Raw genomic sequence first — 26,555 nt, forward strand, 5'->3', positions numbered from 1 at the left:
CTTCACAAAAGGCTTTTACCATTGGCCTTCATGTGAGAAAATACGAAGTGGATTTTTTCAGAGAGGCTTTTAAAAAGCGCCAATTTTATCAAACGTTCGTTTTATGTGTCTGTTTGATGGTTGCGTCCATAAAGTCATTATGTTTATTTATATAGGTTTTTGCAATGAGAAATATGAAACAAGTTAAATGGATGGTTGCGGTTTTAATGATCGCAGTATTGCCATGGGGTGTTACATTGGCTCAAGAAACATCAGCGTCAATCAACGGTACTATTGTTGATTCATCGGGAAATGTTTTATCGGGTGCCACTGTAATCGTGACTCATGAACCCACTGGTCAAGTTAAGACTTTGACTACGAACGACTCAGGTCGTTATTCAGCACGCGGTTTACGCGTTGGTGGTCCTTATAAAATTGAAGTCAGAAATGACGGCTTCTCTGATGCTGAAGAAGGCAACATTTTCATCAAGTTGGGTGAAGATCGTGCCATTGATGCTGTGTTGGTTCAAGACGCCATCAACCTGGATACTGTAACCGCTGTCGGCGTTGCCGCTCAGTCAGCTACTTTTAATCCAGACAACATGGGTACAGGTACCAGCATTTCACAAGAACAAATAACCAATTTACCGACTGTTGATCGCAACATTCAAGATTACGTGCGTTTAGATTCACGTGTCAACATCAGAAGTTTTGGTGAAGGTATTTCAGTTTCTGGTGTTAATAACCGTTTCAACAACATCTCTATCGATGGTGTAGGTATTGGCGATCCATTTGGTTTAGAAGCTGGTGGTTCACCCGGTTTGTCACAACCTTTCTCATTGGATACCATTCAAGAGTTGAACGTTCAGTTGTCACCTTATGACGTGACGTTGTCAAACTTTACCGGTGCCAACATCAATGCCATCACCAAATCAGGAACCAATGAGTTCACTGGTCGTGCTGCATTGTATTATTCAGATGATGATTTGCAACGTGACGATGCAGATTTTACCCGTGAAGTTTACTCGGTATCTGCTGGTGGTCCAATCATCAAAGACAAGTTGTTCTTTTTCTTGGCATATGAAAAAGAAGAGCAAACTCGTTTGAACAACAATTCAAGTTTGACAGCAGAAGCTCAGCAAGTGGCTGATGTGGCTTCATCTGTATATGGTATTGATGTTGGTGGTTTTGATGCACCTTCTGACCTGGTGACTGAAGAAGAGTCTATTGTTTTAAAACTGGACTGGAACATCAACGAGTATCACAGGGCTTCATTCAAATATCAGAACAATGAAGACTCACAGCCTATTTTCCCAAATTATGGCGGTGGTGAAATTTCTTTGAGTTCACATTGGTATACCAATGCTTTTGAAAACAAATCTTACAACTTGAACTTATACAGTGATTGGACCACCAACTTCTCGACTGAGTTGCGCATCTCTAATTCTGAGTTTGATAAAATCCCTGATTTGAATGCTGTATTACCACACGTTGAAGTAGGCGTTGGAAATGGTAACTCTGTTTATTTTGGTACAGAAGAATTCAGACATGCCAACGAATTGAATGTTGTGACTGATAACATTTATTTAGAAGGTAATTACTTCATGGGCGATCACATCCTGACTTTTGGTGTTGATTGGCGTGAGCAGGACATCCGCAACTTATTCATCTCACAAGCTTTGGGTTACTATGAATTTGACAGCATCGATGATTTTGCCAATGGTATTCATTCAAGGTATGAATACAATCGCGGAACTAATGTGCCTAGACCAGAAGCCAATTGGTCTTGGGAAAACCTGGGTTTGTTCATCCAGGACAACTGGACAGTTAATGATCGCTTGACTGTGCAAATGGGTTTGCGTTTCGACAAGCCTGATACAGGTGACAAGCCACGTTTCAACCAAGATTTCTTTGATGCTTATGGTTTTGCCAACAACAACGTGGTCAGCAAAGGCACACTTCAACCAAGAATTGGTTTTAACTATGACATGTCAGACGACAAATACATGCAGTTGCGTGGTGGTATCGGTGTATTCACTGGTGGCACACCCAACGTGTGGTTGTCTAATTCATTCACCAACACCGGTGGTGATTTGACTTTCTACAGCTCCAATGGAGTGGATGATGATGGTGTGATTTTCAGCCTTGACCCTAACAACCAACCTATTTTGGATGGTTCATCTAGACAAAATGTTGATGTATTGGATCCAGACTTTGAAATTCCAACCGTGTTGAAGTCTAACATCGCAGTAGATGCTGAATTACCTTGGTTTGGTTTGATTGGTTCGGTTGAATTGGAATACATCAAAGCGCAAAACGCCATTGATTACCAACATTTGAACTTGGGCGACCCTACTGGCACATTGCCTGATGGACGTTTGTCTTACTATGATGATCCATTGAATTTTTCAGGTAGACGTGCCAATGCCAACTCGGATTTTAATGATGTGATTTATTTAACCAACACATCTAAAGGTGACACCAAACGTGCCACTGTGAGTATTGAGTTACCACAAACTGAGCATTGGTATGCCAAAGCATCTTACACCTACACTGATGCGACTGAAGCTTCAGCAGGAACATCGTCTCGTGCGATTTCTAACTGGAACAACACACCTGCATTCAACCCCAATCAAGCCTTGGCAGCAACTTCTGCCTATGAAATTGAGAATGCATTTGTATTCACTACGGTTTATCAAAACATGTTCTTCGGTGACAACTACACCAACATTGGTATGGTTTGGATTTCTCAAGATGGCGAACCATTCTCGTACACATATAGAAATGACATCAATGGTGATGGTATCCGTGACAATGATTTGGTTTATGTTCCATTGCCTGATGAATATGTTTTAGATGACGGCGACAACCAAGCAGAATTTGAAGCCTTTTTACAATCTTCAGGTTTGGCTCAATACCGTGGTCGTGTGGCACCAAGAAATGGTTTCAAAGCACCAAGAATCAATACAGTTGATTTAAACATGTCTCAAGAGTTGCCAGCATGGGGCCCTGTCAGAGCCACTTTGTTTTTCAATGTGAAAAACTTGGGTAACTTGATGAACAGTGATTGGGGTCAAATCCAAACAGCTGGTTTTGATGGTGATGACGTGTTCAACTTAGACAGCATCGACGAAGATGGTACTCATAACTTGAATTGGAATGGTCCAACTCGATTCAGTACCAACCGCACCGCTTCACAATGGCGTGCTCAAATTGGTATCCGTTTAGATTGGTAACCAATTGAAAAATCAGAGCCGATGATATTGGCTTGTAAAAAAGGGTGGCTATTAAGTCACCCTTTTTTTGTGGCTCGAATTAAAATAACTTCATCTTTTAAGGAATCTATATGATGAGTTTATTTGACTTGGTATCCATCTTGTTGTCATTGGCGGCATTGTTTGCGTATTTTAACCACCGCTTTATTGGCTTACCCAATGGCATCGGCATCATGTTGATTGGTTTGTTGATGTCTTTGATTTTGGTGGCGCTGAGTAAACTGGGTTGGTTCAACACCGATCAAATTGCTGCCATTGTTTCTCAAGTCGATTTTGATGAGACGGTGATGAATGGCATGTTAAGCTTTTTATTGTTCGCAGGTGCTTTGCATGTCAACATCAACCGTTTGGCTGCTGTCAAGGACACCATTGCCATATTGGCGACCATTGGTGTGGTGATCTCCTCTTTAATCATCAGTGTCGTTAGCTTTTATATATTCCAATTGTTTGGGGTGGAAGTCTCATACATTTATTGCTTGGTGTTTGGGGTGTTGATTTCACCCACAGATCCGATTGCGGTGATGGGGATATTAAAGAAAGTGGGCGCTCCCAAATCAATCGAAGTCAAAATCACTGGAGAGTCCCTGTTCAATGACGGCGTTGCCGTAGTCTTGTTCATTGCGGTGCTTGGGGTGGCGACCGGTCAGGCAGAAGCGTCTTTCTCCAGTGTCGGTTTGTTGTTTTTACAAGAAGCGGTCGGTGGGGCTTTGTTTGGGATTGCTTTGGGCTATGTTGGTTATTGGATGCTTAAGTCGATTGACAACTACCAGGTTGAAATGCTGATCACCATTGCAATGGTGACTGGTGGTTATGCCTTGGCACAACATTGGCATTTATCGGGTCCGATAGCCATTGTGATTGCGGGCTTAATGACAGGCAACCAAGGTCGACTATTGGCGATGAGCGATGTCACCAGAGAGCGTCTGGATAATTTTTGGGAATTGATTGATGAAGTTTTGAATGCGGTGTTGTTCTTGTTGATTGGGGTGGAAATCTTGTTGATTCAATTTTTACCCAGTTATATTTACAGTGCATTGTTGATCATTCCTTTGGTGATTCTGGCCAGATTCATCAGTGTGGGTTTACCTGTCAGTTTACTTAAATTTAAAAACACCTACTCGCCACATGCCATTAAAATATTGACCTGGGGTGGATTGCGCGGTGGTATTTCAGTGGCCTTGGTATTGTCTTTGCCGCTTGGACCATACAGAGAACCATTGATTGCAGCCACCTATGCAGTGGTTTTGTTCAGTATATTGGTGCAAGGGTTGACAGTTGGCAAGGTGGCAGCGATGGCTAAACAGGACAATGGATGAACTGTATTAAGGGTGTCATGCTGAGCGGACTTGAACCATGAGATAAAACTTAATCGCACAGTATTGGGGTTAAAAGCACCATGAAAAAACAAAGGCAATGAGTCGAAGGATCTCCTGACGCTGGAAGGGTGGTTCCTTTTTAATTTGCGAGCGCTGTGGGAGGTTCTTCGACTCGCCTTCGGCTCGCTCAGGATGACATTCAGTTTTTTTGGCACACGGCCTACGGCATTCCAATATCGCTTCATGAGCTTCATTTAAATCGCAATATCCCCATAATCCTTACCTCTGAATGACATGTTATATTTTAATATTTATCCTGTACCAAACCTGAGAACTAAAGTTTGTTGATTCATCCACATTAACTGTTGCAAAAACAAAATTATATAGTAGAATATGCCATCTTGATGATGCGGGGTGGAGCAGTCTGGCAGCTCGTCGGGCTCATAACCCGAAGGTCGTAGGTTCAAATCCTGCCCCCGCAACCAATTGATTGATCGTATTATCAGGCTCCAAGTGGAGCCTTTTTTGTTGCTGAAATTCATTGATTGGTGAAGCGACAAATGTCTTTGCCCATCTTATAATTTCTTAGCATCGAGTATTTTTAAAACGTATTTTCACTGTTAATGAAAGAAAAACTGCTAACTGAACTTATTGCACCTGTGATTGAAGACATGGGCTTCGTCTTTTGGGGATTGGAATACCTGCCACAAAAGAACAATGCTATATTGCGTGTATATATTGAGCATGCAGATGGCATTACTGTCAACAATTGTGCCGAGTGTAGCCGTGAAATTTCAGGGGTGTTGGAAGTTGAAGACCCCATTACTGGTGCATATGTATTAGAAGTTTCCTCACCAGGCATGGATCGTGTGTTGTTTAACAGCACGCAATTTGATCGTTATAAAGGTGAGTTTGTTCAAATCAAATTGGCACAGCCAGTAGATGGTGCTAGAAATATTAAAGGCGAAATCAAGTCAGTCGATGGTGACAAGATCATTGTGGCCAATGAAGTGACTGAATATGAATTCGAAATGGGTAATGTAATGAAAGCTCGGTTGAAACCAACATTTGGTGGAGTTAAAAAATGAGTAGAGAAATTCTATATGTAGCTGAAGCCTTGTCAAATGAGAAAGGTGTCAGTCGTGATGTGATTTTTGAGGCCATCGAATTGGCATTGGCTTCTGCCACAAAGAAAAAACACATGAAAGACATGGATGTGCGGGTTGATATTGACCGCACCACTGGAAAATATGACAGTTTCCGCAGATGGACTGTGGTCGAAGATGATGAGTTTGAATCTGAAGACAAGGAAATTTTGTTGGCAGAAGCGAAAAAAACCGATGCCGACATTGAAGTAGGTGATGTGATCGAAGAACAAATGGATTCGGTTGAGTTTGGTCGCATTGCAGCACAAACAGCCAAGCAAGTGATTTTGCAAAAGGTTCGTGAAGCCGAGCGTGAGCAAGTGGTTGAAATGTTTGAAGACCGCATTGGCGAAGTGCTTTCGGGCATAGTAAAACGTGTAGAACGAGGACATGTCTTTATTGATGTGGGCAGTGGTATTGAAGCCATTGTGCCGCGTGAATTTGGCATACCACGTGAAAAAGTAAAACGGGGCGACCGTTTGAAAGGCTTGTTGGTTGAAGTGAATCGATTGAATCGTGGACCCATTCTAACCCTTTCAAGAAAAAGCCCAGATTTCATGATTGAATTGTTTAAGGTTGAAGTGCCAGAAATCTCACAAGGATTTTTAGAGATTAAAGGCGCCGCCAGAGATCCTGGACACCGGGCAAAAATTGCCGTCTTTTCACATGACAAAAAACTAGATCCGATTGGCGCTTGTGTGGGCATGAGAGGCTCACGCGTAATGTCTGTAGCCAATGAATTGGGTGGCGAACGAATTGATATCATTTTGTGGGATGAGAATCCTGCTCAGTTTATGATCAATGCCATGTCGCCAGCTGAAATTGAGTCCATTGTTGTCGATGAAGAAAAAGGTTCTATCGATGTGGCAGTGAATGAAGCTCAGTTGTCACAGGCCATTGGTCGTGGCGGACAGAATGTTCGTTTGGCCAGTGAATTGACCCAATGGGAAATCAATGTTCTAACCACCGAGCAAGCGGAAGAGAAAAACGAAGCTGAAGCGATGGAATTTGTGCGTGAGTACGAAGAAAAATTGGATGTGGATGAAGACATGGCCATCTTATTGGTTCAAGAAGGTTTTTCATCCATTGAAGAAATTGCTTACGTTGATGAAGCTGAACTGTTGAACATTGATGGTTTTGATGAAGATTTGGTTGAAGAGTTAAGGGGACGAGCCAGGGATGCCTTGTTAACCCAAATGATTGCCAATGAAGAAAAATTAGAAAGTAAAAAGCCTGCAGATGATTTGTTGGGCTTGGAATTAATGAATGATAAGTTGGCCTATATGTTGGCTGACAAAGGCATAAGAACCAGAGATGATTTGGCTGATTTAGCAACAGATGAATTGCTTGAGTTGATCGAAATGGATGAAGCCGATGCTTCAGAATTAATCATGGAAGCCAGAAAACATTGGTTCGAATAAATAACAACAGGAGACGACAATGTCTGATGTAACTGTAAAACAATTAGCTGGTGTATTAGGAATCACTGCAGATAAGTTGATGGAACAACTGGAAAGTGCTGGTATTCCAGCCACATCTGAAGATGAGGCGATCAGCAATGAGTCAAAAGTAAAATTACTGGAATTTTTGCGTGGCTCGCATGGTAAAGACAAGAAAAATTTATCACCACGTAAAAAAGTGGTTTTAAAAAGAAAGTCCAAAGAAGTTTTACGCGTATCCAGCAGTGGACCCGGTGTTTCTAAAACCAAAAACATCAACATTGAAGTTAAAAAGAAAAAAGTTGCTGTTGGACCCAGTCAAACTGAGATGGCGGAGATTGAAAAAGAACGTCTAGAAGCTCAACGTGCATTGGATGATCGCAAGTTGCAACTTGAGGCAGAAGAACAAGCCAAACGCGATGCTGAAGAAAAAATAAAAAGCTTGGAACAAGCGGGTAAACAAAAAGAAGCCGAGCAAAAAGCCAAAGAAGAACAAGAGCGCTTGGCACTTGAAGCTGAACAAGAAGAAATTCGCAAGCAAGAAGAAGCCCAACAAAATTTGGTCGATGAACAAGCCAAATTAGAGCAGGCCAAAGCTGAGTCGGTCAACAAAGAAGAAGCGAAGAAGAAAAGACACGAAGATTTGGTTAATCAGCAAGTGCAAAAAGCCATTGCTGAGCGAGCCAACAGAAAGAAAAAGGAACAAACTCAATCACAACCTGCTGCCCCTGCTGCTGGTAAAGGCAAAGCCAATGAAGCTGGCAACAAAGGTAACAACACACGTTATGGCCGAAAACAGTTGCACGTTCAAGCGGGTCATCAAAGGTTTGATAGAAAAGCACGGAAACACGTGGCACCATCAAATGCAGAGCATGGCTTTCAGCTTCCTGCTGCACCAGTGGTCAAAACGGTAGCCATTCCTGAAAACATCACAGTATCAGATTTGGCCAAAGAGCTGTCAATCAAAGCAGCAGATATCATCAAAGTATTGATGAAAATGGGCATGATGGTTACCATCAATCAACCATTGGATCAAGACACTGCCATGTTGGTGGTCGAAGAATTGGGCCATATTGCTGAAGAAGCGGTTGAACAGACCAAAGCTGATATTTTGAAAGAAGAGTCAGTCAGCAGCATTGACGAAGAAAATGCAGAAACCAGACCGCCAGTTGTGACGGTAATGGGTCATGTTGATCATGGTAAAACTTCATTGTTGGATTACATCAGAAAAACCAAAGTTACCGACAAAGAAGCCGGTGGCATCACGCAGCACATTGGTGCGTACCATGTTGAAACTGAAAAAGGTGTGATTTCATTCATCGACACCCCCGGCCATGCAGCTTTTACAGCCATGCGTGCCCGTGGAGCACAGGTGACAGACATCGTTATTTTGGTTGTGGCAGCCAATGACAGCGTCATGCCCCAAACCAAAGAAGGTATCGCTCATGCCAAAGCGGCCGGCGTACCATTGATCGTTGCGGTCAACAAAGTTGATTTGCAGGATGCCAATGTAGACAAAGTGAAACAAGACCTGGCTGCTCATGAAGTGGTTCCAGAAGACTGGGGTGGAGAGGTTCAATTCATTGAAGTTTCGGCACTGACTGGACAAGGTGTTGATGCTTTATTGGATGCCATCTCACTACAAGCTGAGGTGATGGAATTGAAGGCAGTTAAAGATTCAGATGCTTCTGGCATCGTGGTTGAATCTTCACTGGACAAAGGACGTGGCCCGGTTGCAACCGTACTGGTTAAAAGCGGTACTTTGAAAAAAGGCGACATGATTCTTTGTGGTGAACAATTTGGTCGCATCAGAAGCTTGATTGACGAAAATGGCAATGAAATTGCTGCGGCTGGACCATCCATACCTGCTGTTGTATTGGGACTGTCTGGAGTGCCTATCGCCGGTGACGAATTCCTGGTGGTTAAGAACAAAAAACACGCACGTGAAGCGGCACAAGAGCACCGTGAACGTGAGAGAGAAACACGACTTAAGCGTAAACAAGCCGCTAAGCTTGAAAACTTGATGTCGCAAATGGGTAAGGAAGCTAAGCTTGAAGTGAATTTATTGGTCAAGGCCGATGTGCAAGGTTCGGTTGAAGCACTGCGAGAATCATTGGAAAGTATTTCTAATGATGACGTCAATGTGAATGTCATATCATCAGGTGTGGGTGGAATCACCAACGCCGATGCCCAATTGGCTGCAGCGTCAAGTGCCATCATCATTGGTTTCAATGTCAGGGCAGACAAAGCCGCACGTGAATTCATTAAAGAAAGTGATTTAGACCTTCATTATTTCAGTATTATTTATGAAGCCATTGATCAAGTTAAACGATCAGTGACTGGTATCTTGGGTACAGAAATCAAAGAAGAAATCATTGGTAATGCAGATGTTAGAGATGTCTTCAGGTCATCTAAATTTGGCACCATTGCAGGTTGTTTGGTTTCTGATGGCGTGGTTCGTAAAGACAACCCGATCCGCGTGTTGCGTGATAATGTGGTTATCTTTGAAGGTGAGTTGGAGTCATTGCGCAGACACAAAGACGATGTTAAAGAAGTGAAATCTGGAACTGAGTGTGGTATTGGTGTAAAACAATACAATGATGTTCAGCCGGGCGATCAGATTGAATGTTATGAACGCATTGAAGTTCAAAGAACTTTGGATTAAAGGCAAGGATTAATTTATGGGACACAGAGATTTTAAAAGAAGTGATCGAGTCGCCGCACATTTAAGGCGTTGTTTGGCTACGGCCATTCATCAAAATTTGCCAGATGAAGACACTTCTTTTATTGCCATTTCAGATGTCGAAGTGACCCGTGATTTATCAGTGGCGACTGTTTATATCAACACTTTGGATCCATCCCAAGAAAAGTTAGCGATCCAAACCTTGCGGTTGAATGAAAAGCCGTTGAGAAAAATCATGGCGAGCCAGTTGAACACCAGAAAGGTGCCAGAATTGCGTTTTAAATATGACTCTTCTTTGGAATACGGTCGAAAATTAGAAACTTTGATCCAAAAAGCCAGGGCCACTGACCCGAACTTACCTGAAGAAGACAGTTAATTCACGTTTATGGGCAATCATGTCTCAGCCAAGCGCAATTATGATGATTTGCATGGCATCATATTATTAAATAAACCCAAAGGAATCAGTTCCAATCTGGCGCTGCAAAAACTCAGGCATTTAATCAAAGCCAAAAAAGCAGGACACACTGGAAACCTGGACCCCATGGCAACAGGTTTGTTGCCTTGTTGTTTTGGTGATGCCACCAAAGTAGCTCATTTACTGATCAATTCTGACAAAACATACATCGCACGGTGCGTATTGGGGATTAAAACCGATACCGGTGATGCCACCGGCGAAACCATTGAAACGGCCGCATTGACTCAGGTCAGTGATCAACAAATCGAACAAGCCTGCTTGGCGCTCACCGGAGACATTGAACAAGTGCCACCGATGTACTCTGCGTTGCATCACAAAGGACAACGTTTGTATGATTTGGCAAGGCAAGGAATCACCGTTGAACGACCAGCCAGACCAGTCACTGTTCATGCATTTAAATTGTTAGAAAATACCCCTGATTACATCGATTTTGAAATCAAAGTATCCAAAGGCACTTACATCCGAACATTGTTAGAAGATTTTGCCATTCAACTGGGTACGGTCAGCCACATGTCAGCCTTACATCGCACTGAAACAGGTATTTTCAATGCAGCTGGTATGAAAACATTGGAACAATTGGCTGAGATTAAACAGCTTGAAGATGTGTTGATTCCATTTGAAAAAGCCTTGATCGAATACCCAGTGATTCATTTGAGCGAACAGCAAACACAAGATTTAATTCATGGCAAACAGGTAAAGTGTGATCAAGCCGATGAGCTATATGTGATGTTGGATCAGCAGAATTTGTTCTTAGGCATAGGGCAGGTCGATGGTGGTCAACTGAGGGTAAAAAACATTTTCATGAAATCATACCAACAAAGGCTGTCAAGGCTGAGTTAAAACCCCGAAAACACTTGTTATTGAGGTGCAATACCATTAGAATACGCCCACCTCTGAACTGTGCGACAAGTCTGACGGCAGTTCGGTATTATTAATGGGTCAATCCAATGAATAAAGACCCCTTCAACGAGAGCAAAAATGATTACAGTTGAACAAAGACAAGAAATCATCAAAGATTTCCAAACAGGTGACAATGACACCGGTTCACCAGAAGTGCAAGTGGCTTTATTAACAGCCCGCATCAGTAACTTAACTGAGCATTTCAAAAACCACAAAAAAGACAAGCATTCTAGACGCGGATTGATTCATTTGATTAATCAACGTCGTAAATTATTGGCTTATACCAAACGCAAAGACACGGCCAGATATCAAGATCTGATCAAGCGCCTAGGTTTAAGAAGATAAACTGATAAAAAAGCCCGCTATAGCGGGCTTTTTTAATTGGTAGATTAAAGGTGCATTCAAGGGAATGTATCAGTAGGTAAGTAAGAAAATAACAGGTTGTCAATTCGACCAGGAAAAGAAAGTGAATAAAAATATTAAACAATTCCAGTATGGAAAACACACCGTAACATTAGAAACAGGACAAATAGCAAGACAAGCCACAGGGGCTGTCAAAGTCACCATGGACGATACGGTCCTATTGGTTACTGTTGTTGGTAAGAGAGAAGCCAAGCCAGATCAAAGCTTTTTCCCATTAACAGTAAACTATCAAGAGAAATTTTATGCAGCGGGTGCAATTCCTGGCGGATTCTTCAAACGTGAAGGCCGACCCACTGAAAAAGAAACATTGATTTGTCGTCTGATTGACAGACCGATCCGACCTTTATTCCCAAATGGGTTTAAAAATGAAGTTCAAGTCATCGCCACTGTGATGTCATTCAGCAAAGAAATTGATGCCGACATTCCGGCATTGATTGGTACTTCAGCCGCATTGGCTATTTCAGGTTTGCCGTTCAACGGCCCCATTGGTGCAGCCAGAATTGGTTATGCAGATGGTGAATACTTGTTGAACCCATCTTTGGAACAATTGGAAACTTCAAAATTGGATTTGGTTGTAGCCGGTACTGATAAAGCAGTATTGATGGTTGAATCAGAAGCAGATTTACTGAGTGAAGAAGTGATGTTGGGCGCTGTTAACTATGGTCATGAGCAAATGCAAGTGGCGATCGAAGCCATCAAAGAGTTTGCTGCTGATTTCGGTAAGCCTCGTTGGGAATGGGAAGCACCGGCCATCAATGAAGCTTTGTTGACTGAGATCAATGAAAAATTCGGACCTGTGATCGAAGCTGCATTTGCCAACCAAGAAAAAGAAGAACGTTACGCGGCATTGGCTGCCATGAGAACAGCTGCCATGGAGCAATTGTGTCCTCAAGGTGAAGAGCATGGCAATGATCCGAAGGAAGTTTCTGCTTTGATCAGCAAACTTGAAAAAGAACATGTGCGCAATAAAGTGATTTCAGGCGCACCAAGAATTGATGGTCGTGACCCTACTCAAGTTCGTCCTATTTCAGTTGAAGTGGGTATTTTACCTCGAGTCCATGGTTCAGCGTTGTTCACCCGTGGTGAGACCCAAGCGATTGTGGCCACTACATTGGGAACAGGTCGTGATGCACAATTGATCGATGGGATTGAAGGTGAGTCTAAAGATGATTTCATGTTGCACTACAACTTCCCTCCATTTTGTGTCGGTGAAGCGGGCTTCATGAGTGGTCCAAAACGTCGTGAGATTGGTCATGGTCGTTTGGCTAAACGTGGTTTGATGGCAGTGGTTCCTAGTGAAGAAGATTTTCCATATGTAAAACGTGTGGTATCTGAAATCACTGAATCCAATGGTTCAAGTTCTATGGCTTCTGTTTGTGGTTCTTCATTGGCCATGATGGATGCTGGTATTCCTTTGAAAGCACCAGTGGCTGGTATTGCCATGGGTTTGATCAAAGAAGGTGAAGATTTTGCTGTATTGTCTGACATCTTAGGTGATGAAGATCATTTGGGTGATATGGACTTTAAAGTGGCTGGTACAGAAGATGGTATCACTGCTTTGCAAATGGACATTAAAATTGAAGGCATTACGCCTGAAATTATGGAAATTGCTTTGAACCAAGCCACGGCTGGTCGTCATTTTATCTTAGGCGAAATGAACAAAGTACTTTCATCTGCCCGCACAGAAATGTCAGCTTATGCGCCAAGGTTAGAAACGATTAAAGTCAATCCTGATAAGATTCGTGACATCATTGGTAAAGGCGGAGCCACCATCCGTGCATTGACTGAAGAAACCAACACCACAATCGACATCAACGATGACGGTACTGTAACGATTGCTTCTATCAATCGCGAAGACGGTGATTTGGCCAAGAAACGCATTGAAGACCTGACTGCAGAAGTTGAAGTAGGTACGATTTATGAAGGTAAAGTAGTCAAAATTATGGACTTCGGTGCATTTGTTAACTTATTACCAGGCCAAGATGGCATGGTTCACATTTCAGAAATCTGTCATGAGCGTGTGGCTAAAGTTACTGACAAGATTCAAGAAGGTGAAGTGGTTAAAGTTAAAGTGTTGGAAGTTGATAAACAAGGCCGTGTTCGCTTATCAATGAAAGCATTGGAAGAAAAACCAGAATAATAATTGTTATTCAGTACAAAAAAAGCCCGCTTTTGTTGCGGGCTTTTTTTTGACTGTTATTTGATGACTCTAGTTTCGATGAATGTAACAACAATCAAGTATTGAAGGGTGATTGGTCATTAACAGAGAAAAATTATTTATGGGTGAGTTGTAATTCACTGAAACATAATCTTAAATTGTTATAATGTCAGTTTTTAATGATTGACTACTGATGAAATCAAAAAATGTGGTTTTTACCCCTTTAAGAATTGCCCTGATTATTTCAATCGTTGTATCCAATGCATTGGCAGTGATCAGCCTTTTTGTCGAAAAATCACCAGCCACAGAAGCTTTGGGCATATTTGCGGTGGTCTTTATCATGCTGTTTGTATTTGTGATTCTGCTTGAAGTGGTGTGGTTGCATCATCGAGCCAAGGCCATCACTGATCCTGCGACCTTAAGTCGTTACAGAGCCGCTAAAATCATTTACAGCCTTTTATTCATATGTGGGTTTATTATTTCATATTGGGCCATATTGAAGTAAGTCCAGATCCTTAACAAATATTTCACGCCGAATTTTGGTAACTGCGCTAGAATAATATTCATTGAAAATCCGAGCATGACGATGAAAAATATTCTTCCAATGGTATTGATTTTGCTGATCTCAGCCTGTGCCACCACCCCAAGTGGTGACAGTCGGTTGATGTTGGTCAGTAGCGAACAAATGAATCAAATGGGTGTGACTACATTCCAACAAATAAAAACGGCCCAAAAGATTTCCACTGATTTTAGACAACGTAAATACGTTGAATGCGTTTCCTACGCAATCATCAATGCATTGCCCCAACAGTGGTCAAACATGAATTGGGAAGTGGTCGTCTTTGAAGACGATTCAGCCAATGCTTTTGCTTTACCAGGCGGTAAGATTGGTGTTCACTCGGGGTTGTTAAAAGTGGCAGAAACACAGTCACAATTGGCGACTGTGATTGGGCATGAAATTGCTCACGTGTTGTGGGAACATGGTAATCAACGTGTTTCACTACAAATGCTGGCACAAACTGGGTTACAAGTGGCTGATGTCATGAGCCAACAAAAGATCGAAGGCTCAGCCGGACGACAAATGTTAATGGCTGGATTGGGTTTGGGAGCACAAGTTGGGGTGATGCTACCCTTCTCCCGAGATCATGAAAAAGAAGCCGATCGCTTTGGTTTACATTTTATGGCTGCCGCTGGTTTTGATCCGACAGAGAGTGTCCAGCTTTGGCAGAACATGGATAAAGCATCAGCAGGTAAGCGTCCACCTGAGTTCCTTTCAACCCATCCACAGCCCGAAAACAGGATTGAGAAATTAAATAAATTCATGGCCAAAGCGCTGAGTTATCAAAATGAAGCCAAGCAACGTGGGTTGAACCCGCAATGTAGCCTGTAAGGCTTTCCTAGAGAGTCAACAGCTTATTGTTTTTCAGTAAAATCAATGATCTGTTTTAATTCATTCAAGGTGGCGTTGATGAAGCCTGATTCAGGTCCGGTCAGCGCAGAAAAGCTTTCGGTCCAAATCGCATCATGTTGGACGAACAAGGCATCTCCTTGTTCCATCATGTCAATGACATTGGTTTGGTTGTCATATGATTTGCGGAAAAAATCGGCATCAACCATTCTTAAATCACCTGTTAAAGCAGATCGAACTGCTTGGTTTGATTGGAAGGTATTGGGAAATAACCCCGTGACCATATGATTGATCAGTTTGCGTTGATTTAAGTATTCAAAAGTGGCCTTTGATAAAGCAGAATCATTGATTCTTGAAGGGTTGCTGGCAATTAATTTGCGATAAATTTGTTGTTGAATTTGATTGACGTGTTTCAAGAACGAGTCATTGACTTTGGTTTTGATGCCATTCATTTCATCAAAATAATTCAATGCAGTACTTTCATCTTGGATGTTTTCTAACCAAGTGTTCCAGTTATTTTTAATCACCGCATTGATGTCTGTTTTTTGTGCTGTTAAAAAGGTAAGCCGGTTGGGTAACAAACCAAATGTGCCCCGATCCAGGGTGGTGTTGATTTGTTTACCAATTAGACTCAACGGACACTCCATTTCTAAAGTTTCCTGGTTGTTTTCTCCAAACAAATAAATATGTCGTTGATTGCTGATCAGCTGTTTTGAAAATACGGTGTTGCCCTCGAACAGGCCATTGAGCTGAATGGAAAGTTCACCTTCAAAATTAGATATCTTGTTGTTATCTAAATGAGTGGGAGCGGTTTTTCTGTTTTGCCACTGCACTTGGTCATAACAAATTTGAATTTCACCTAAGCCGAACTGTGTGGCAAGTTTTAAGTGATTGGGGAACAGGTTCATTAATTTAAGGCTGGGGTCTAATTCTACATAGGCCCCACATGATTGACTGATATCGCATGGCTTTATAACTAAACCATCTGGAATGTGGTTGGTTTTTTGTTCGATGGAATCAAACAAATTGATGTCGGAATTGGCAATTAATTCATTTTTTTCATACAGGTCTATTTGGAGTTTTATTTCCTGCTTTAAGCGCTCCCATTTCGATTTTAGGGTGATGTACTGGTTGGCCAAGGCATCTGATTGATTGAAACAAGGTGGGTGATTGTTAATTGCTTTGCCCATAGAAATCAATCGCTTGAATTCATCATTCTTATTCTTATCGGCAAAGATTCCTGGCCACCGATCATGGAACCAAGCCAGTGTTTCAGTCGCCAATAACCATTCAAACAAATTGGCTTGAGTCTCAATTTGTTGTTGGCAGTTTTCATCAGTGACTGCTTGCATGTTGAGGATGTTGATGATTTGTAAACTGGGCAACTCAAGGGCTCGATGCAAACTGGTTGGATTGTCTAACCTGACTTTGTTACCGGCCAAAATAGGGTCTTTGGCTGTTTCATTGGCCCAATTAAACAAATCGTCGAAGCAACTTTCAAACTGCTTGTCAGCAATCGGTAAATTTGGTTCTGGTGATTGCATCACACTTAAATTCAAACAAACTTCTAAGTTTTTCTGGATGTTTTCACGAACCGGATGGTTCATGTACGATGCCATGTCCTCTACGTCAAAAGCCAAGCCTAAAATTTGTTGGTTCAATATGGGGTTAATGTGATCAGGGTTCTTAAATTTATTAGGTAACTCAAGCAATAAGAGTTTTAAGATCGGGTGCAGGCGTGCATCTAAAGATTGAATTTGATCCAGGTTTTGCTCCCAAAATAACATGGATTGATCTATCAGCTTGGCCAGGTTTTTCTGTTCAGCTGAAGTCAACAGTGAAGGACTGAGCTCTATCAATTGATAAATTTCAATCCAGTCATTGGCGAATGCCAGCAAAGAACCCTGTTGCATATGGTGGTGTTGTCTGATCAATGCCACCGATAGGTTGTCATAATATTCAATCATTGCATCGGTCTTAGCCAATTCAACAGTAAGCTCAGGTGCTTTTTTATTTAACCAACTCAGCACCAAAGGCAAATCAGCTTGTTTTTCAATGGACAGGAATTGATTTGCTTTTAATGTCGCATCAGGCCATTTGAGCCATTGAACGGTCTGTTGTGGCTGGTTTTTAATGATTTGTTGCCAGAAATAAGGCAGGTTCAACCAAATTTGAAAAACCTGGTCTGGGGTTAAACCCTCACCAATGGCCGGTAATTGGGGTGGGGGACTTAAGTCTGTCAAGCGCCAGCGATTGAGGCTCATCCCGTTGGAAAACTGGATTAAAGTTTGTGCCATCAAGGCATGGGTGTTGATGTGGTTGAATTGTTGGTGTTCAAAAACTTCAGTTTCTAATGCCTGTAGCCATTGCTGTTGTAGTTGATCAACGGAAGCAAATGAGCGAGAAAACTCCCAAGCCATTTGCGTCAAGTAGGCTGCTTGGGTCATGCCATAGTTAAGCCTTAAATGATTCGCAATAGCCACCGCGGATGGCATCGCCACATCTTTGTTTACTTCATCATTGGTTTGTCCATAAGAATAGAACGAATTAAGAATGATGACTAGGGTGAGTATTAAACGTTTCATAAAGTTCATTGTAACAAAGTAGTTGAGATTGCCAAGGAGAGAATGCAGTCCTTGGTCACCGCCTATGTGGTTCGTAGGGCGCTTTGAAATATAAAAATAAACTGATGAGTAAAACCCCAAATGCAAATGACATCAGAGAACGCCACTGGTTTTTCATCGGTTGTAGGATGCTGATCTCTTTTACAAATATAGTTTCACAGGCGCCATCGCCACGGTCATTTCTGCTGGTACTGGTACCTCGTTCATATCCCAGTGGGTTTTTGTAATGTGCCAACCAGCCTTTGATGTTAATTTGGTCACCAATGTTAACTTCACTGATGGTGTCCCTTACAGCATCATCAATGGCCAATAAGTGGTTGTTGGACAGTTGGGTTTCGTTGAATGCATTCCACGCGGCACTGCTTTGCGTACCATAACTACAAGTGAATTGGCCGTTGCTGAAATCAAATTCCCGCAATAAACCAGGCTGGGCGGTATCGCCCCACACCACGCAAAAATCAGCAACGTTTAAATGGTCTTTACTTAAAGCATGAAGCATCGTACCGCCATCTGCATCATGCAAGCGATATGACACCACCAATCCATTCAATTCATAATCATACTTAGGCATGATTTCAAAATCCTCTTCATTGTATGAAGTGAAAAATGGCGGTAAGTTTACGGGTGTTTGTTTCGGATCGTGCATCAAATCAACCAACACGTTCAAATCATCAGTGAAATCATTTCTTTTACTGAAAGATACAATCAATAACACGAAACTGATGATGATTAAATAGGGTGAAATTTTTAGCATCGGTAGATTATACTTTGGTGTGGTGAATTATCAGCTAATTTCAGAAAAAATCACCTCAATGAGCCCATGTTTGGATTGAATGGACGGGATTATTTGACAGGGGTGATATACTGATTAAACAATGTGGCCAGTAGGTTTAAAATTCATGATTTATCACAACCTAATACGGCTAAAATAGCAGCACTTTGAGTATCTAGTATTAACATGAAAAATCTAAAAATCATTACCACTGGCGGAACCATTGATAAATTGTATTTCGATGACCTCAGTGATTATCAAATAGGCAAGCCCATCATTGGTGAATTGCTTAATACTTATCATGTTGGGTTTGATTTTGAAGTGGTGCCGTTGCTGAAAAAAGACTCCATTTATATCACTGATGAGGACAGGGAGTTAATCAGACAAGTGATTGAAAAATCTGAAGAGTCCCATTTTTTGATTACCCATGGAACAGACACCATGGTGGAGACGGCTCAGTTTTTAAGCGCCATCAAAGGTAAAACCATTGTGCTTACTGGTGCTTTGACCCCAGCCAGGTTCAATGCCACGGATGCCATATTTAATATCGGCTGCGCAGTGGCTGCCGTACAAACACAACCAGCCGGTGTTTGGGTGATTATGAATGGTTTGGTTTGGAACCCTGAACATGTACGAAAAAATCGCAAAGCCAACCGATTTGAAGAGGCATAAAACACATGGCAAATATCCTTCGCGTTCATCCAGACAATCCACAACCCAGGTCAATCAAGGCAGCTATTGATACGGTGAGAAATGGTGGCTTAATCATTTATCCGACTGGCTCTGGATATGCGATTGGATGGGGATTGGAAAATTTAAAAGCACCTAAGATAGTGGCCATGATCAAAGAAATCGATGCCCAGCATCATTTCACCATGATGTGCCATTCAATTTCGCAAATGACAGAGTTTGTGTTGGTTGATAATGTGGCCTTTCGATTGATTAAACACCATACACCAGGCCCATATACTTTTATCATGCCGGCGACTCGCAGGGTTCCTAAAAAATTACAACATCAAAAAAGAAAAACCATTGGTATCAGAATCGATGAAAACCCGGTGGTTCATGCATTACTAGAAGAGTTGGGTGAGCCCTTGATGACTTCAACCTTGGAGTTTCCTGAGGTGGACATGTATGAGTTGGACGTTATGGACATCGAATTAAAAGTGGGTAATCGCATCAACACCATCATTGATTCTGGTTATTGTGCACAAGAACCGTCAACTGTGGTTGATTTGTCTGAAGGTGAAGTTAACATCATTCGTCAAGGTCAGGGTGAGATTGACTTTGTCTGACTCAGATAAAAAAACGCAAGTCCAACAAGAGGAAATGCCTTTTGCAATGGTTGAAGGCCAACCATTTACCACCATGCCTACCGATTTGTATATTCCGCCTGATGCGTTGGAAGTTATTCTGGAAGCATTTGAAGGCCCATTGGATTTGTTGTTGTATTTAATCAGACGACAAAATTTAGATATTTTAGACATTCCAATATACGACATCACCAAACAATATGTCGAATACATCGAATTGATGCACCAATTGAATTTTGAACTGGCAGCTGAGTATTTAGTGATGGCAGCCATGTTGGCAGAAATTAAATCAAGGATGTTGTTACCCAAACCGAAAACAGATGATGAGCATGAAGAGGATCCCAGAGCCGAGTTGATTCGTCGTTTACAGGAATATGAGCGATTCAAGCAAGCCGCTGAGGACATCGATGGTTTGCCACGGGTTGGTAGGGATTTTTATGTGGCCAGTGTTTATTTAGAGAAACAAGTGGACCAAGAAGATCACATTGAGGTCGACATCAAAGATTTGTTGATGGCTTTTAAAGAAGTGATGGCCAGGGCTGACTTGAAAGTATCCCATGAAATAGAAAGGGAAGTTTTGAGCGTAAGGGACCGCATGACCGTGGTCTTAGACCGATTGCTGCAAGAAAAAACCATCAACTTCAAGTCCCTATTCAGCCGTGAGGAAGGACGCCAGGGCGCCTTGGTTTCTTTTTTGGCTGTGTTAGAATTGCTCAAAGCGCAGAGTTTAGAACTGGTTCAAAACACACCTTTTGGTGAAATTTATATTCAAGCTGCTGGATAGTACCATGGAAATCAAAGAATTAAAAAACACAGTCGAAGCTGCTTTATTGGCATTGGATGAACCGTTAAGCATCAAGGAATTATTACAATTATTCCCCGATGAAGAAATAACCAGCAATGACATCAATCAAGTGATCAATGATCTTGAAGCTGAATATCAGGATCGAGGTATTGAGTTGAAACGTTTATCCAAAGGTTATCGCTTACAAACCAAACAAAAGTACCAACCGTGGTTACAAAATTTATTTCACCACAGACCAAAAAAACTGTCGCGAGCACTGTTAGAAACATTGGCATTGATTGCTTATCGCCAACCAATCACTCGTGGTGAGATAGAAGACATACGCGGTGTTGCGGTTTCCAGTAAAATCATACATTATATGATGGACCGTGATTGGATCAGGATTTTGGGTTACAGAGACGTCCCAGGAAAACCCGCCATGTTAGGCACCACAAAAACATTTTTAGATGACTACAACCTCAGTTCGCTGCAAGAATTACCCAGTTTGGCTGAGATCAAGGACATTGAAACACTTGAACAAGAGTTGCAATTCAATGATCACAATAATGACGAAACGCAGAATGAAGAATTAAATGAAGATTGAAGAGCACGAGTTTGAACCCACTGAACGTATCCAAAAAACTTTGGCCAGATGTGGCTTGGGTTCAAGAAGACAAATAGAAGCAGCCATTAAACTTGAACAAATTACCATCAATCGAGAACCGGTTACCTTGGGTCAAAAACTTATGGTGGGTGATAAGATAGGATGGAAAAATCGAGCCTGGGTGGTTGAGAGTGAATTTGTTCCACCCAGGGTCTTGATGTACAACAAACCATTGGGTCAGGTGACCACCAGAAAAGACGACAAAGGCCGTCCAACGGTATTTGATTCTTTACCCAGTGTTAAAGGGCAAAAATGGTTGAATATTGGCCGTTTGGATATCAACACAACTGGCTTGTTGTTATTCACCACCGATGGTGATCTGGCCAATCACATGATGCACCCAAGCGCCACCATTGATCGTGAATATGTTTGTCGCGTGTATGGGGAAATTACCGATGATGTGATCAAAAATTTGTTGAAAGGTGTGGAATTAGAAGATGGCATGGCCAGATTTTCTGACATCCAAGAGGCCGGTGTGGCCGCTGAAGAAAAAGGAGCCAACAGTTGGTTTCATGTGGCGCTTATGGAAGGAAAGAACCGTGAAGTCAGGCGTTTGTGGGAATCTCAAGGTTTACAAGTCAACCGTTTGAAGCGAGTCAGATACGGCGGTGTCTTTTTGCCTAAAAGCTTGAGAATCGGTCAACTGCGAGAGTTGAATGACAAAGAACTGGCAGTTTTATTTAAGGACACCAAGTTCGAACCAGCAGCCACTTCTTTAATCGTTAAATCCATTAAAAAAGGGCGGCACTGAAGCTGCCCAAGGTCACCACTTAAAAGGTGGTTTCTTGCGCCAAAACTGAATCAATAAGAAACCAGTGATGGCACCGCCAAGGTGTGCAATGTGAGCGATACCATCGTTGTTTGGATTGATGCTACTGATCAGTGCAATACCAGCAAAAATCATCACGAAGTATTTTGCTTTCATAGGTATGGGTGGCAAGATCAGTTGAATGGTGTGGTTTGGCCACATCATGCCATAGGCAACCAGTAGGCCATAGACCGCGCCAGAGATTCCAATGGCGCCTATGTCACTTAACAATGCATTGGCTAAGCCTGAACCTATGATGCAGGTAATGATGTATATGCTGTATTTCTTTTCTCCCCAATAGCTTTCAATTTGTGAGCCGAACATCCAAATGGCAAATCCATTGAAAAATAAATGCATCAAATTTCCATGCAGTAAAGCATAGGTCAGTAATTGCCATGGATAAAAATATGGGGTGTCAATTGGGTAGAGTGCAAAATACCGCCCGATAAATTGGCCACCTGTTTGCCCCAGTATTTGTTGAGCGATAAACATCACCACAATAGCGATCAAGATATTGCGGGTAACGGGTGGGATTGAACTCAGTGGATTATTGGATTGCATCAGGCGAAAATAATTCGTTAAAGTGAGCTGGTAATTTAAGGCCATCGGCCGCAATTTCAAGGCTAAAGTGCCCAACACAAGCAGGTTTATATTGAAAGGATTTGGAGGGTATCAGGTATTGGCTGAGGGTTGACATGGTCGGGTTGTGGCCCACCAAGATCAGTTTTTCGAAATGGCGATGAGCCAGGATGGCATCACACCATTCACCGGTCAGTGCATTGTAATATTGGCGATCGCTGTGTAATTGTACTGCAGCTAAATGTTGTTGAATGATTTTGGCAGTGGTCATTGTTCTTAATGCATCTGAACAGATGATATGTGTCTTGGCATTTAAACAGTTTTGGGCAATAAATTGAGCGCTTTTTCCCGCTTGTACTTGCCCTCGTGGTGACAATGGTCTGCTGTGATCAGATCCAGCGTGAAAAGGTGATTCTCCATGCCTGACTACGAATAAGTCCATCAAACACGACCCAGTTCGAAAGCTTTTTGCCTGAATGCATTTTTAATTTCAGTGGCTGGCAAGTCTTGAGGAAGTGAAGCGATGTGCTGAGAAAGGGCAATCAGGTTGTCACGGTTGTTGTCTTTGTGAGGTTGAAACCATTTTTTACTTAACGTTGCATGAAAGCTTTGTTGTTCAAAAAAATAAATATGTTGTTGCTGACAAAAAAAATAATGCGCTGAAATTTGCGCTTTTTGATGAGAAATCAGTTCATCATAAATTTGAATGGCCGATTCGGCGAATTGTGCAATGGGTAAACTGACATTGGCGGTGTCTATGTCGCAGGCAAGCAGCACCAATTGGTTGTCATATTCATTTTGCAGATTAAGTTTTTCTAATAAATGTTTAGCCAAGTTGCCTTGAAAGAAATTCTTACTTCTTTTACCACCAGAACCAAAGGTGCTGCCTTCAATCATGGTTTTGAGTAACAATAAATTGTGGTCATTCCACAGTGAGCCCTTATGTGATGTATGGTTGGTTAATTCAATGATTCTCAGGGCTTCTAAATAACTGGCTGTTTCATTGGCCCCAACCAAGGAATCATCTGTTGCTGATTTTCTAGGTTCTGCTTGTCTTAAATCATGACAGGCGGCAAAAAAACTTAATAGGGCTAAACCCTCATTGGTCAGTTCGTTATTATCTCTACCAGCACAATACATGATGCGGAGTAACAGGTCATTGATGTGGTTTTCATTGTGGTAACTTCTTGGGGTTTTGCTCAACAGGCCATTGCGCAATGCCATGCGAGCGTATGCTATGGTCATGCTTTCTGCCAGTTGGGTTTTCCAGTCTTCCGCGGCAAAGGTTTCTTCGCACCAAATGTTCCAATGGTTGAGCTGATGATGGGTGTCAGGTAAGCAGGACAAGGTTTCAATCGCTTGATCAAAGCCATTGATTGCTAATTCAGTTTGATCTGGTGCAGAAGCCGAAACCATGATTAAGTATAAATTACCTTTGATACATTGATTTTAGTTTAACATATTGATCGGCTGAATATTCCAAATATTCAATTTGTGATTGGGTCAACATTTTGACTTTTTTTGCTGGGTTTCCCATCCACAACTCCCCGGTTTTGATCAATTTACCAGGTGGTAATACACTGCCTGCTCCTAACATACTGTGATGCTCCATTTTGGCGTTGTCCAACAGGGTTGAACCCATACCCACCAAACAAAAATCATCAATGGTACAGGCATGTAAAATGGCACCATGGCCAACAGTGACGCCTTGACCAATGAGCAGTGGGCCACCTTTGGGGTTGGCTTTTGATTTATGGGTGACATGTAAAATGCAGCCATCTTGGATGTTACTCAGCGCGCCAATTTGGATGTGGTTAACATCGCCTCGAATCACTGACATCGGCCAGACGGATGCATCTTCACCAATTTTGACTTCACCAATCACCACAGCATCATGATCGATATAAGCCGAATGAGCAATTTGCGGACTGTGCTTGTTGAACGTTCTGATTGTCATTTAAGGATAGGCGCCCCAATTGATTTGAGGCGCCGTGTTGTGGTTAATTAATATTTGATATTGAAATCAGTTACAAAACCTTTGTCAGTAAAAGACAAGGTCATTTTTTGAGTTTTCCAATACAACATACTCAGCGTCAAGTCTTTTTGAATGGCCAATTCATTCTTAACTTGTTCCGGCATATCTGGCATTTCAGCCATGGAGAAAATTTGTTCCAAAATCTTTTTATAGCCATCAACATTGGCAGAAAAGCTCATCAAAACGGCTTGGCCTTCTTGTTTGACTTTATCACTTAATTCTCCACCGCCTTCATGTCCCATTGATAGACCAATGGTGTCAGTTGATATGGCTGCATACAACTCACTGATGTCCAATGGGATGTCTTTGCCACTGAGCATGGGCACTTTATCCGCCAAGGTAATCAATGAACCATCGGTATCAATTTCAATGCCTTGTAATTGTGGCACCATCATTTGTGCCATACCTAACAATGCCTGAGTCTCATCCAATGCAAAGTACATTTGGGTCTTTAGGCTTTCAATGATCTCATTGGGATTCGGATTGGCCAGGTCGGCGTTGGCCAGATTCAATTCCAAATCATCCAATGAAAAGTTAAAGCCTTTGAAATTACCCACAAAAGGAGGAATGGGTTGGCTCAGTTTGGCTTGCATGTCTTGGGCTTGTTGATTAAGCGGTGCCAGGTGTTCACATTGGTAAGGGTCATTAATCAATTGATCAACATATTTACTGGCAATGTCTTTGGCCCCTTTGAGATCAAAACTCATGCCAAATGCCATCGCTGCATCGTCGTTTCCTTGTGGAATTCGACCTGTCATCTTAGCCATATCCACTGCAAGGGTTTGATTCATTTCCCAAACCAAAGCGCCATGAATGGTGTCACCGGTCAGTGTTTTATTTCCAGCGACCATGCGAGGTGCTTTGTCAAACATGGCAGATATTTCATCTTTACATGCGGCTGACAGCATGTTGTCATCTATTTGTAAGTAATTAACCAGCTTTGAGTTGTGTTTGCTCGGGTTAATAAAATAGTCAGCCAATGCTTTGAAGTCTACCAACATCAAATCATCAGTAGTAAAGCCATGGGCTTGTTTGATTTCAGTGACAACTGATGGGTCATCTGCCAATGATTGACTAGGTTTATCTAAACCAAGCAGTTGATTGAACAGCTGGTCTTTGATGACAGTAGGTGCTCCTGTAATAACCATATAATCATCTTGTAAAGCCAGTAATAAAGTCATTTGATCGGCAACCACTTCTCTGACTTTAGTCCCGTTGACATCAGTGGTCACCATGGGTAGTTCGAATTCTTGTTGCATCTCAGTTAACATGGCTTCTACTTGCTGTCCTTTACTGAGTTTCATTCTTAGGACTGGAATTAAATCGACCAAATAAACAGCCAATTGAGTTTCGCCCACTTTAAAGCCAACCTTATTGAGGTTTTCATCAATCAACCATTTATCAACAAAAGCCATGATTTTCTTTTGTTCTGGGTCTTCAGTGGTTGTGGTTTCAGAGGGTGAAGCATTGTTTTCATCCAACGCGTCTTTAACGGCGGCATACTTTTTCGATTGATCGGTGGCTTGTTTAATCAAAACCTCAAGGTATTTAACTACGCCGTCCATATTAGATTGCATCACATCAATGTAATTGGCAGGGTATTGTTCTGGATAGATACCACTGGTAATAAGCACTGGTGATTCTGCTGGAATATAAGTCAGCATATCAGGTTGGTTTTTACCAAGTATTTTGACTTCCGCTGCAGTGTTGTCTGATTGGTCACCACTGCACGCCACCAATAACATGGTGGCCATTATTGTCATGAAATTTTTCAT

Annotated in this window: 22 protein-coding genes, 1 tRNA gene and 1 pseudogene; 17 read left to right on the forward strand and 7 right to left on the reverse strand. The window is 42.0% G+C overall.

The window, feature by feature from the left end; all coding sequences use genetic code 11:
• The first annotated feature begins 164 nt into the window (after positions 1-164).
• The 12 genes from CCS90_RS02905 to CCS90_RS02960 all read left to right on the forward strand — a co-directional run bounded on the left by CCS90_RS02905 (position 165) and on the right by CCS90_RS02960 (position 15,183).
• Positions 165-3,215: a TonB-dependent receptor gene (locus tag CCS90_RS02905; protein ID WP_099017998.1), complete on the forward strand. Its 3,051-nt coding sequence runs from the start codon at positions 165-167 to the stop codon at positions 3,213-3,215.
• A gap of 113 nt (positions 3,216-3,328) precedes the next feature.
• Positions 3,329-4,570 (forward strand): cation:proton antiporter, encoded by a 1,242-nt coding sequence (locus CCS90_RS02910; protein WP_099017999.1) that lies wholly within the window; start codon positions 3,329-3,331, stop codon positions 4,568-4,570.
• A gap of 408 nt (positions 4,571-4,978) precedes the next feature.
• A tRNA-Met gene (locus tag CCS90_RS02915) sits at positions 4,979-5,055 on the forward strand.
• Between the two features lie 138 nt (positions 5,056-5,193).
• The gene (rimP, locus tag CCS90_RS02920) at positions 5,194-5,658 is read left to right on the forward strand and encodes a ribosome maturation factor RimP (protein ID WP_099018000.1); all 465 of its coding nucleotides are present in this window, start codon (positions 5,194-5,196) and stop codon (positions 5,656-5,658) included.
• Positions 5,655-7,136: a transcription termination factor NusA gene (gene nusA, locus CCS90_RS02925; protein WP_099018001.1), complete on the forward strand. Its 1,482-nt coding sequence runs from the start codon at positions 5,655-5,657 to the stop codon at positions 7,134-7,136. The genes rimP and nusA overlap by 4 nt, the downstream gene beginning before the upstream one ends.
• A gap of 19 nt (positions 7,137-7,155) precedes the next feature.
• Positions 7,156-9,819 carry a translation initiation factor IF-2 gene (gene infB / locus CCS90_RS02930; protein ID WP_099018002.1) on the forward strand — a complete coding sequence of 888 codons (2,664 nt, stop codon included), beginning with the start codon at positions 7,156-7,158 and terminating at the stop codon, positions 9,817-9,819.
• A 16-nt stretch (positions 9,820-9,835) separates the two neighbouring features.
• Complete coding sequence (gene rbfA, locus CCS90_RS02935) at positions 9,836-10,213, forward strand: 30S ribosome-binding factor RbfA (protein WP_099018003.1); 378 nt, start codon at positions 9,836-9,838, stop codon at positions 10,211-10,213.
• A gap of 9 nt (positions 10,214-10,222) precedes the next feature.
• Positions 10,223-11,152 carry a tRNA pseudouridine(55) synthase TruB gene (gene truB, locus CCS90_RS02940; RefSeq protein WP_099018004.1) on the forward strand — a complete coding sequence of 310 codons (930 nt, stop codon included), beginning with the start codon at positions 10,223-10,225 and terminating at the stop codon, positions 11,150-11,152.
• Positions 11,153-11,290: 138 nt separating this feature from the next.
• Positions 11,291-11,557: a 30S ribosomal protein S15 gene (gene rpsO, locus CCS90_RS02945; RefSeq protein WP_099018005.1), complete on the forward strand. Its 267-nt coding sequence runs from the start codon at positions 11,291-11,293 to the stop codon at positions 11,555-11,557.
• 121 nt (positions 11,558-11,678) lie between these two features.
• On the forward strand, positions 11,679-13,775 hold the full coding sequence (pnp, locus tag CCS90_RS02950; protein ID WP_099018006.1) for a polyribonucleotide nucleotidyltransferase: 2,097 nt from the start codon (positions 11,679-11,681) through the stop codon (positions 13,773-13,775).
• Positions 13,776-13,986: 211 nt separating this feature from the next.
• Positions 13,987-14,298 (forward strand): hypothetical protein, encoded by a 312-nt coding sequence (locus CCS90_RS02955; protein WP_099018007.1) that lies wholly within the window; start codon positions 13,987-13,989, stop codon positions 14,296-14,298.
• Between the two features lie 81 nt (positions 14,299-14,379).
• Positions 14,380-15,183 (forward strand): M48 family metallopeptidase, encoded by an 804-nt coding sequence (locus CCS90_RS02960; RefSeq protein ID WP_099018008.1) that lies wholly within the window; start codon positions 14,380-14,382, stop codon positions 15,181-15,183.
• A 23-nt stretch (positions 15,184-15,206) separates the two neighbouring features.
• Here CCS90_RS02960 and CCS90_RS02965 read toward each other — a convergent pair whose 3' ends face one another.
• Both CCS90_RS02965 and CCS90_RS02970 read right to left on the reverse strand, forming a co-directional pair.
• Positions 15,207-17,786: a hypothetical protein gene (locus CCS90_RS02965; protein ID WP_133566415.1), complete on the reverse strand. Its 2,580-nt coding sequence runs from the start codon at positions 17,784-17,786 to the stop codon at positions 15,207-15,209.
• A gap of 55 nt (positions 17,787-17,841) precedes the next feature.
• Positions 17,842-18,579 (reverse strand): hypothetical protein, encoded by a 738-nt coding sequence (locus CCS90_RS02970; RefSeq protein ID WP_099018010.1) that lies wholly within the window; start codon positions 18,577-18,579, stop codon positions 17,842-17,844.
• A gap of 204 nt (positions 18,580-18,783) precedes the next feature.
• Between CCS90_RS02970 and CCS90_RS02975 the strand changes: the two genes are divergently transcribed.
• From CCS90_RS02975 to CCS90_RS02995, 5 genes and pseudogenes are all read left to right on the forward strand, one after another.
• A complete protein-coding gene (locus CCS90_RS02975; protein WP_099018011.1) occupies positions 18,784-19,269 on the forward strand; it encodes an asparaginase domain-containing protein in 486 nt (161 codons plus the stop codon).
• A gap of 5 nt (positions 19,270-19,274) precedes the next feature.
• The gene (locus CCS90_RS02980; protein ID WP_099018012.1) at positions 19,275-19,892 is read left to right on the forward strand and encodes an L-threonylcarbamoyladenylate synthase; all 618 of its coding nucleotides are present in this window, start codon (positions 19,275-19,277) and stop codon (positions 19,890-19,892) included.
• Between the two features lie 34 nt (positions 19,893-19,926).
• Positions 19,927-20,685: pseudogene (locus CCS90_RS02985) on the forward strand (segregation and condensation protein A); the annotation flags it as partial.
• A gap of 13 nt (positions 20,686-20,698) precedes the next feature.
• Positions 20,699-21,298: an SMC-Scp complex subunit ScpB gene (scpB, locus tag CCS90_RS02990; RefSeq protein ID WP_099018013.1), complete on the forward strand. Its 600-nt coding sequence runs from the start codon at positions 20,699-20,701 to the stop codon at positions 21,296-21,298.
• Positions 21,288-22,109, forward strand: a complete 822-nt coding sequence (locus CCS90_RS02995) for a pseudouridine synthase (RefSeq protein WP_099018014.1) — start codon at positions 21,288-21,290, stop codon at positions 22,107-22,109. Before scpB ends, CCS90_RS02995 begins: the two co-directional genes overlap by 11 nt.
• Positions 22,110-22,121: 12 nt before the next feature.
• On the opposite strand, the gene CCS90_RS03000 is transcribed toward CCS90_RS02995, so the two are convergent.
• From CCS90_RS03000 to CCS90_RS03020, 5 genes are read right to left on the reverse strand one after another with little or no spacing between them, the layout of a single operon-like run.
• Positions 22,122-22,727 carry a rhomboid family intramembrane serine protease gene (locus CCS90_RS03000; RefSeq protein ID WP_162846714.1) on the reverse strand — a complete coding sequence of 202 codons (606 nt, stop codon included), beginning with the start codon at positions 22,725-22,727 and terminating at the stop codon, positions 22,122-22,124.
• Entirely contained in the window at positions 22,714-23,187 is a 474-nt protein-coding gene (locus tag CCS90_RS03005) for a SixA phosphatase family protein (RefSeq protein WP_099018016.1), read from the reverse strand. Before CCS90_RS03005 ends, CCS90_RS03000 begins: the two co-directional genes overlap by 14 nt.
• Complete coding sequence (locus CCS90_RS03010; protein WP_099018017.1) at positions 23,187-24,161, reverse strand: hypothetical protein; 975 nt, start codon at positions 24,159-24,161, stop codon at positions 23,187-23,189. The genes CCS90_RS03005 and CCS90_RS03010 overlap by 1 nt, the downstream gene beginning before the upstream one ends.
• Before the next feature lie 13 nt (positions 24,162-24,174).
• Entirely contained in the window at positions 24,175-24,702 is a 528-nt protein-coding gene (locus tag CCS90_RS03015; protein WP_099018018.1) for a gamma carbonic anhydrase family protein, read from the reverse strand.
• 47 nt (positions 24,703-24,749) lie between these two features.
• Positions 24,750-26,555 (reverse strand): hypothetical protein, encoded by a 1,806-nt coding sequence (locus CCS90_RS03020; protein ID WP_099018019.1) that lies wholly within the window; start codon positions 26,553-26,555, stop codon positions 24,750-24,752.

The sequence above is a fragment of the Marinicella litoralis genome (assembly GCF_002591915.1).
Taxonomy (GTDB): domain Bacteria; phylum Pseudomonadota; class Gammaproteobacteria; order Xanthomonadales; family Marinicellaceae; genus Marinicella; species Marinicella litoralis.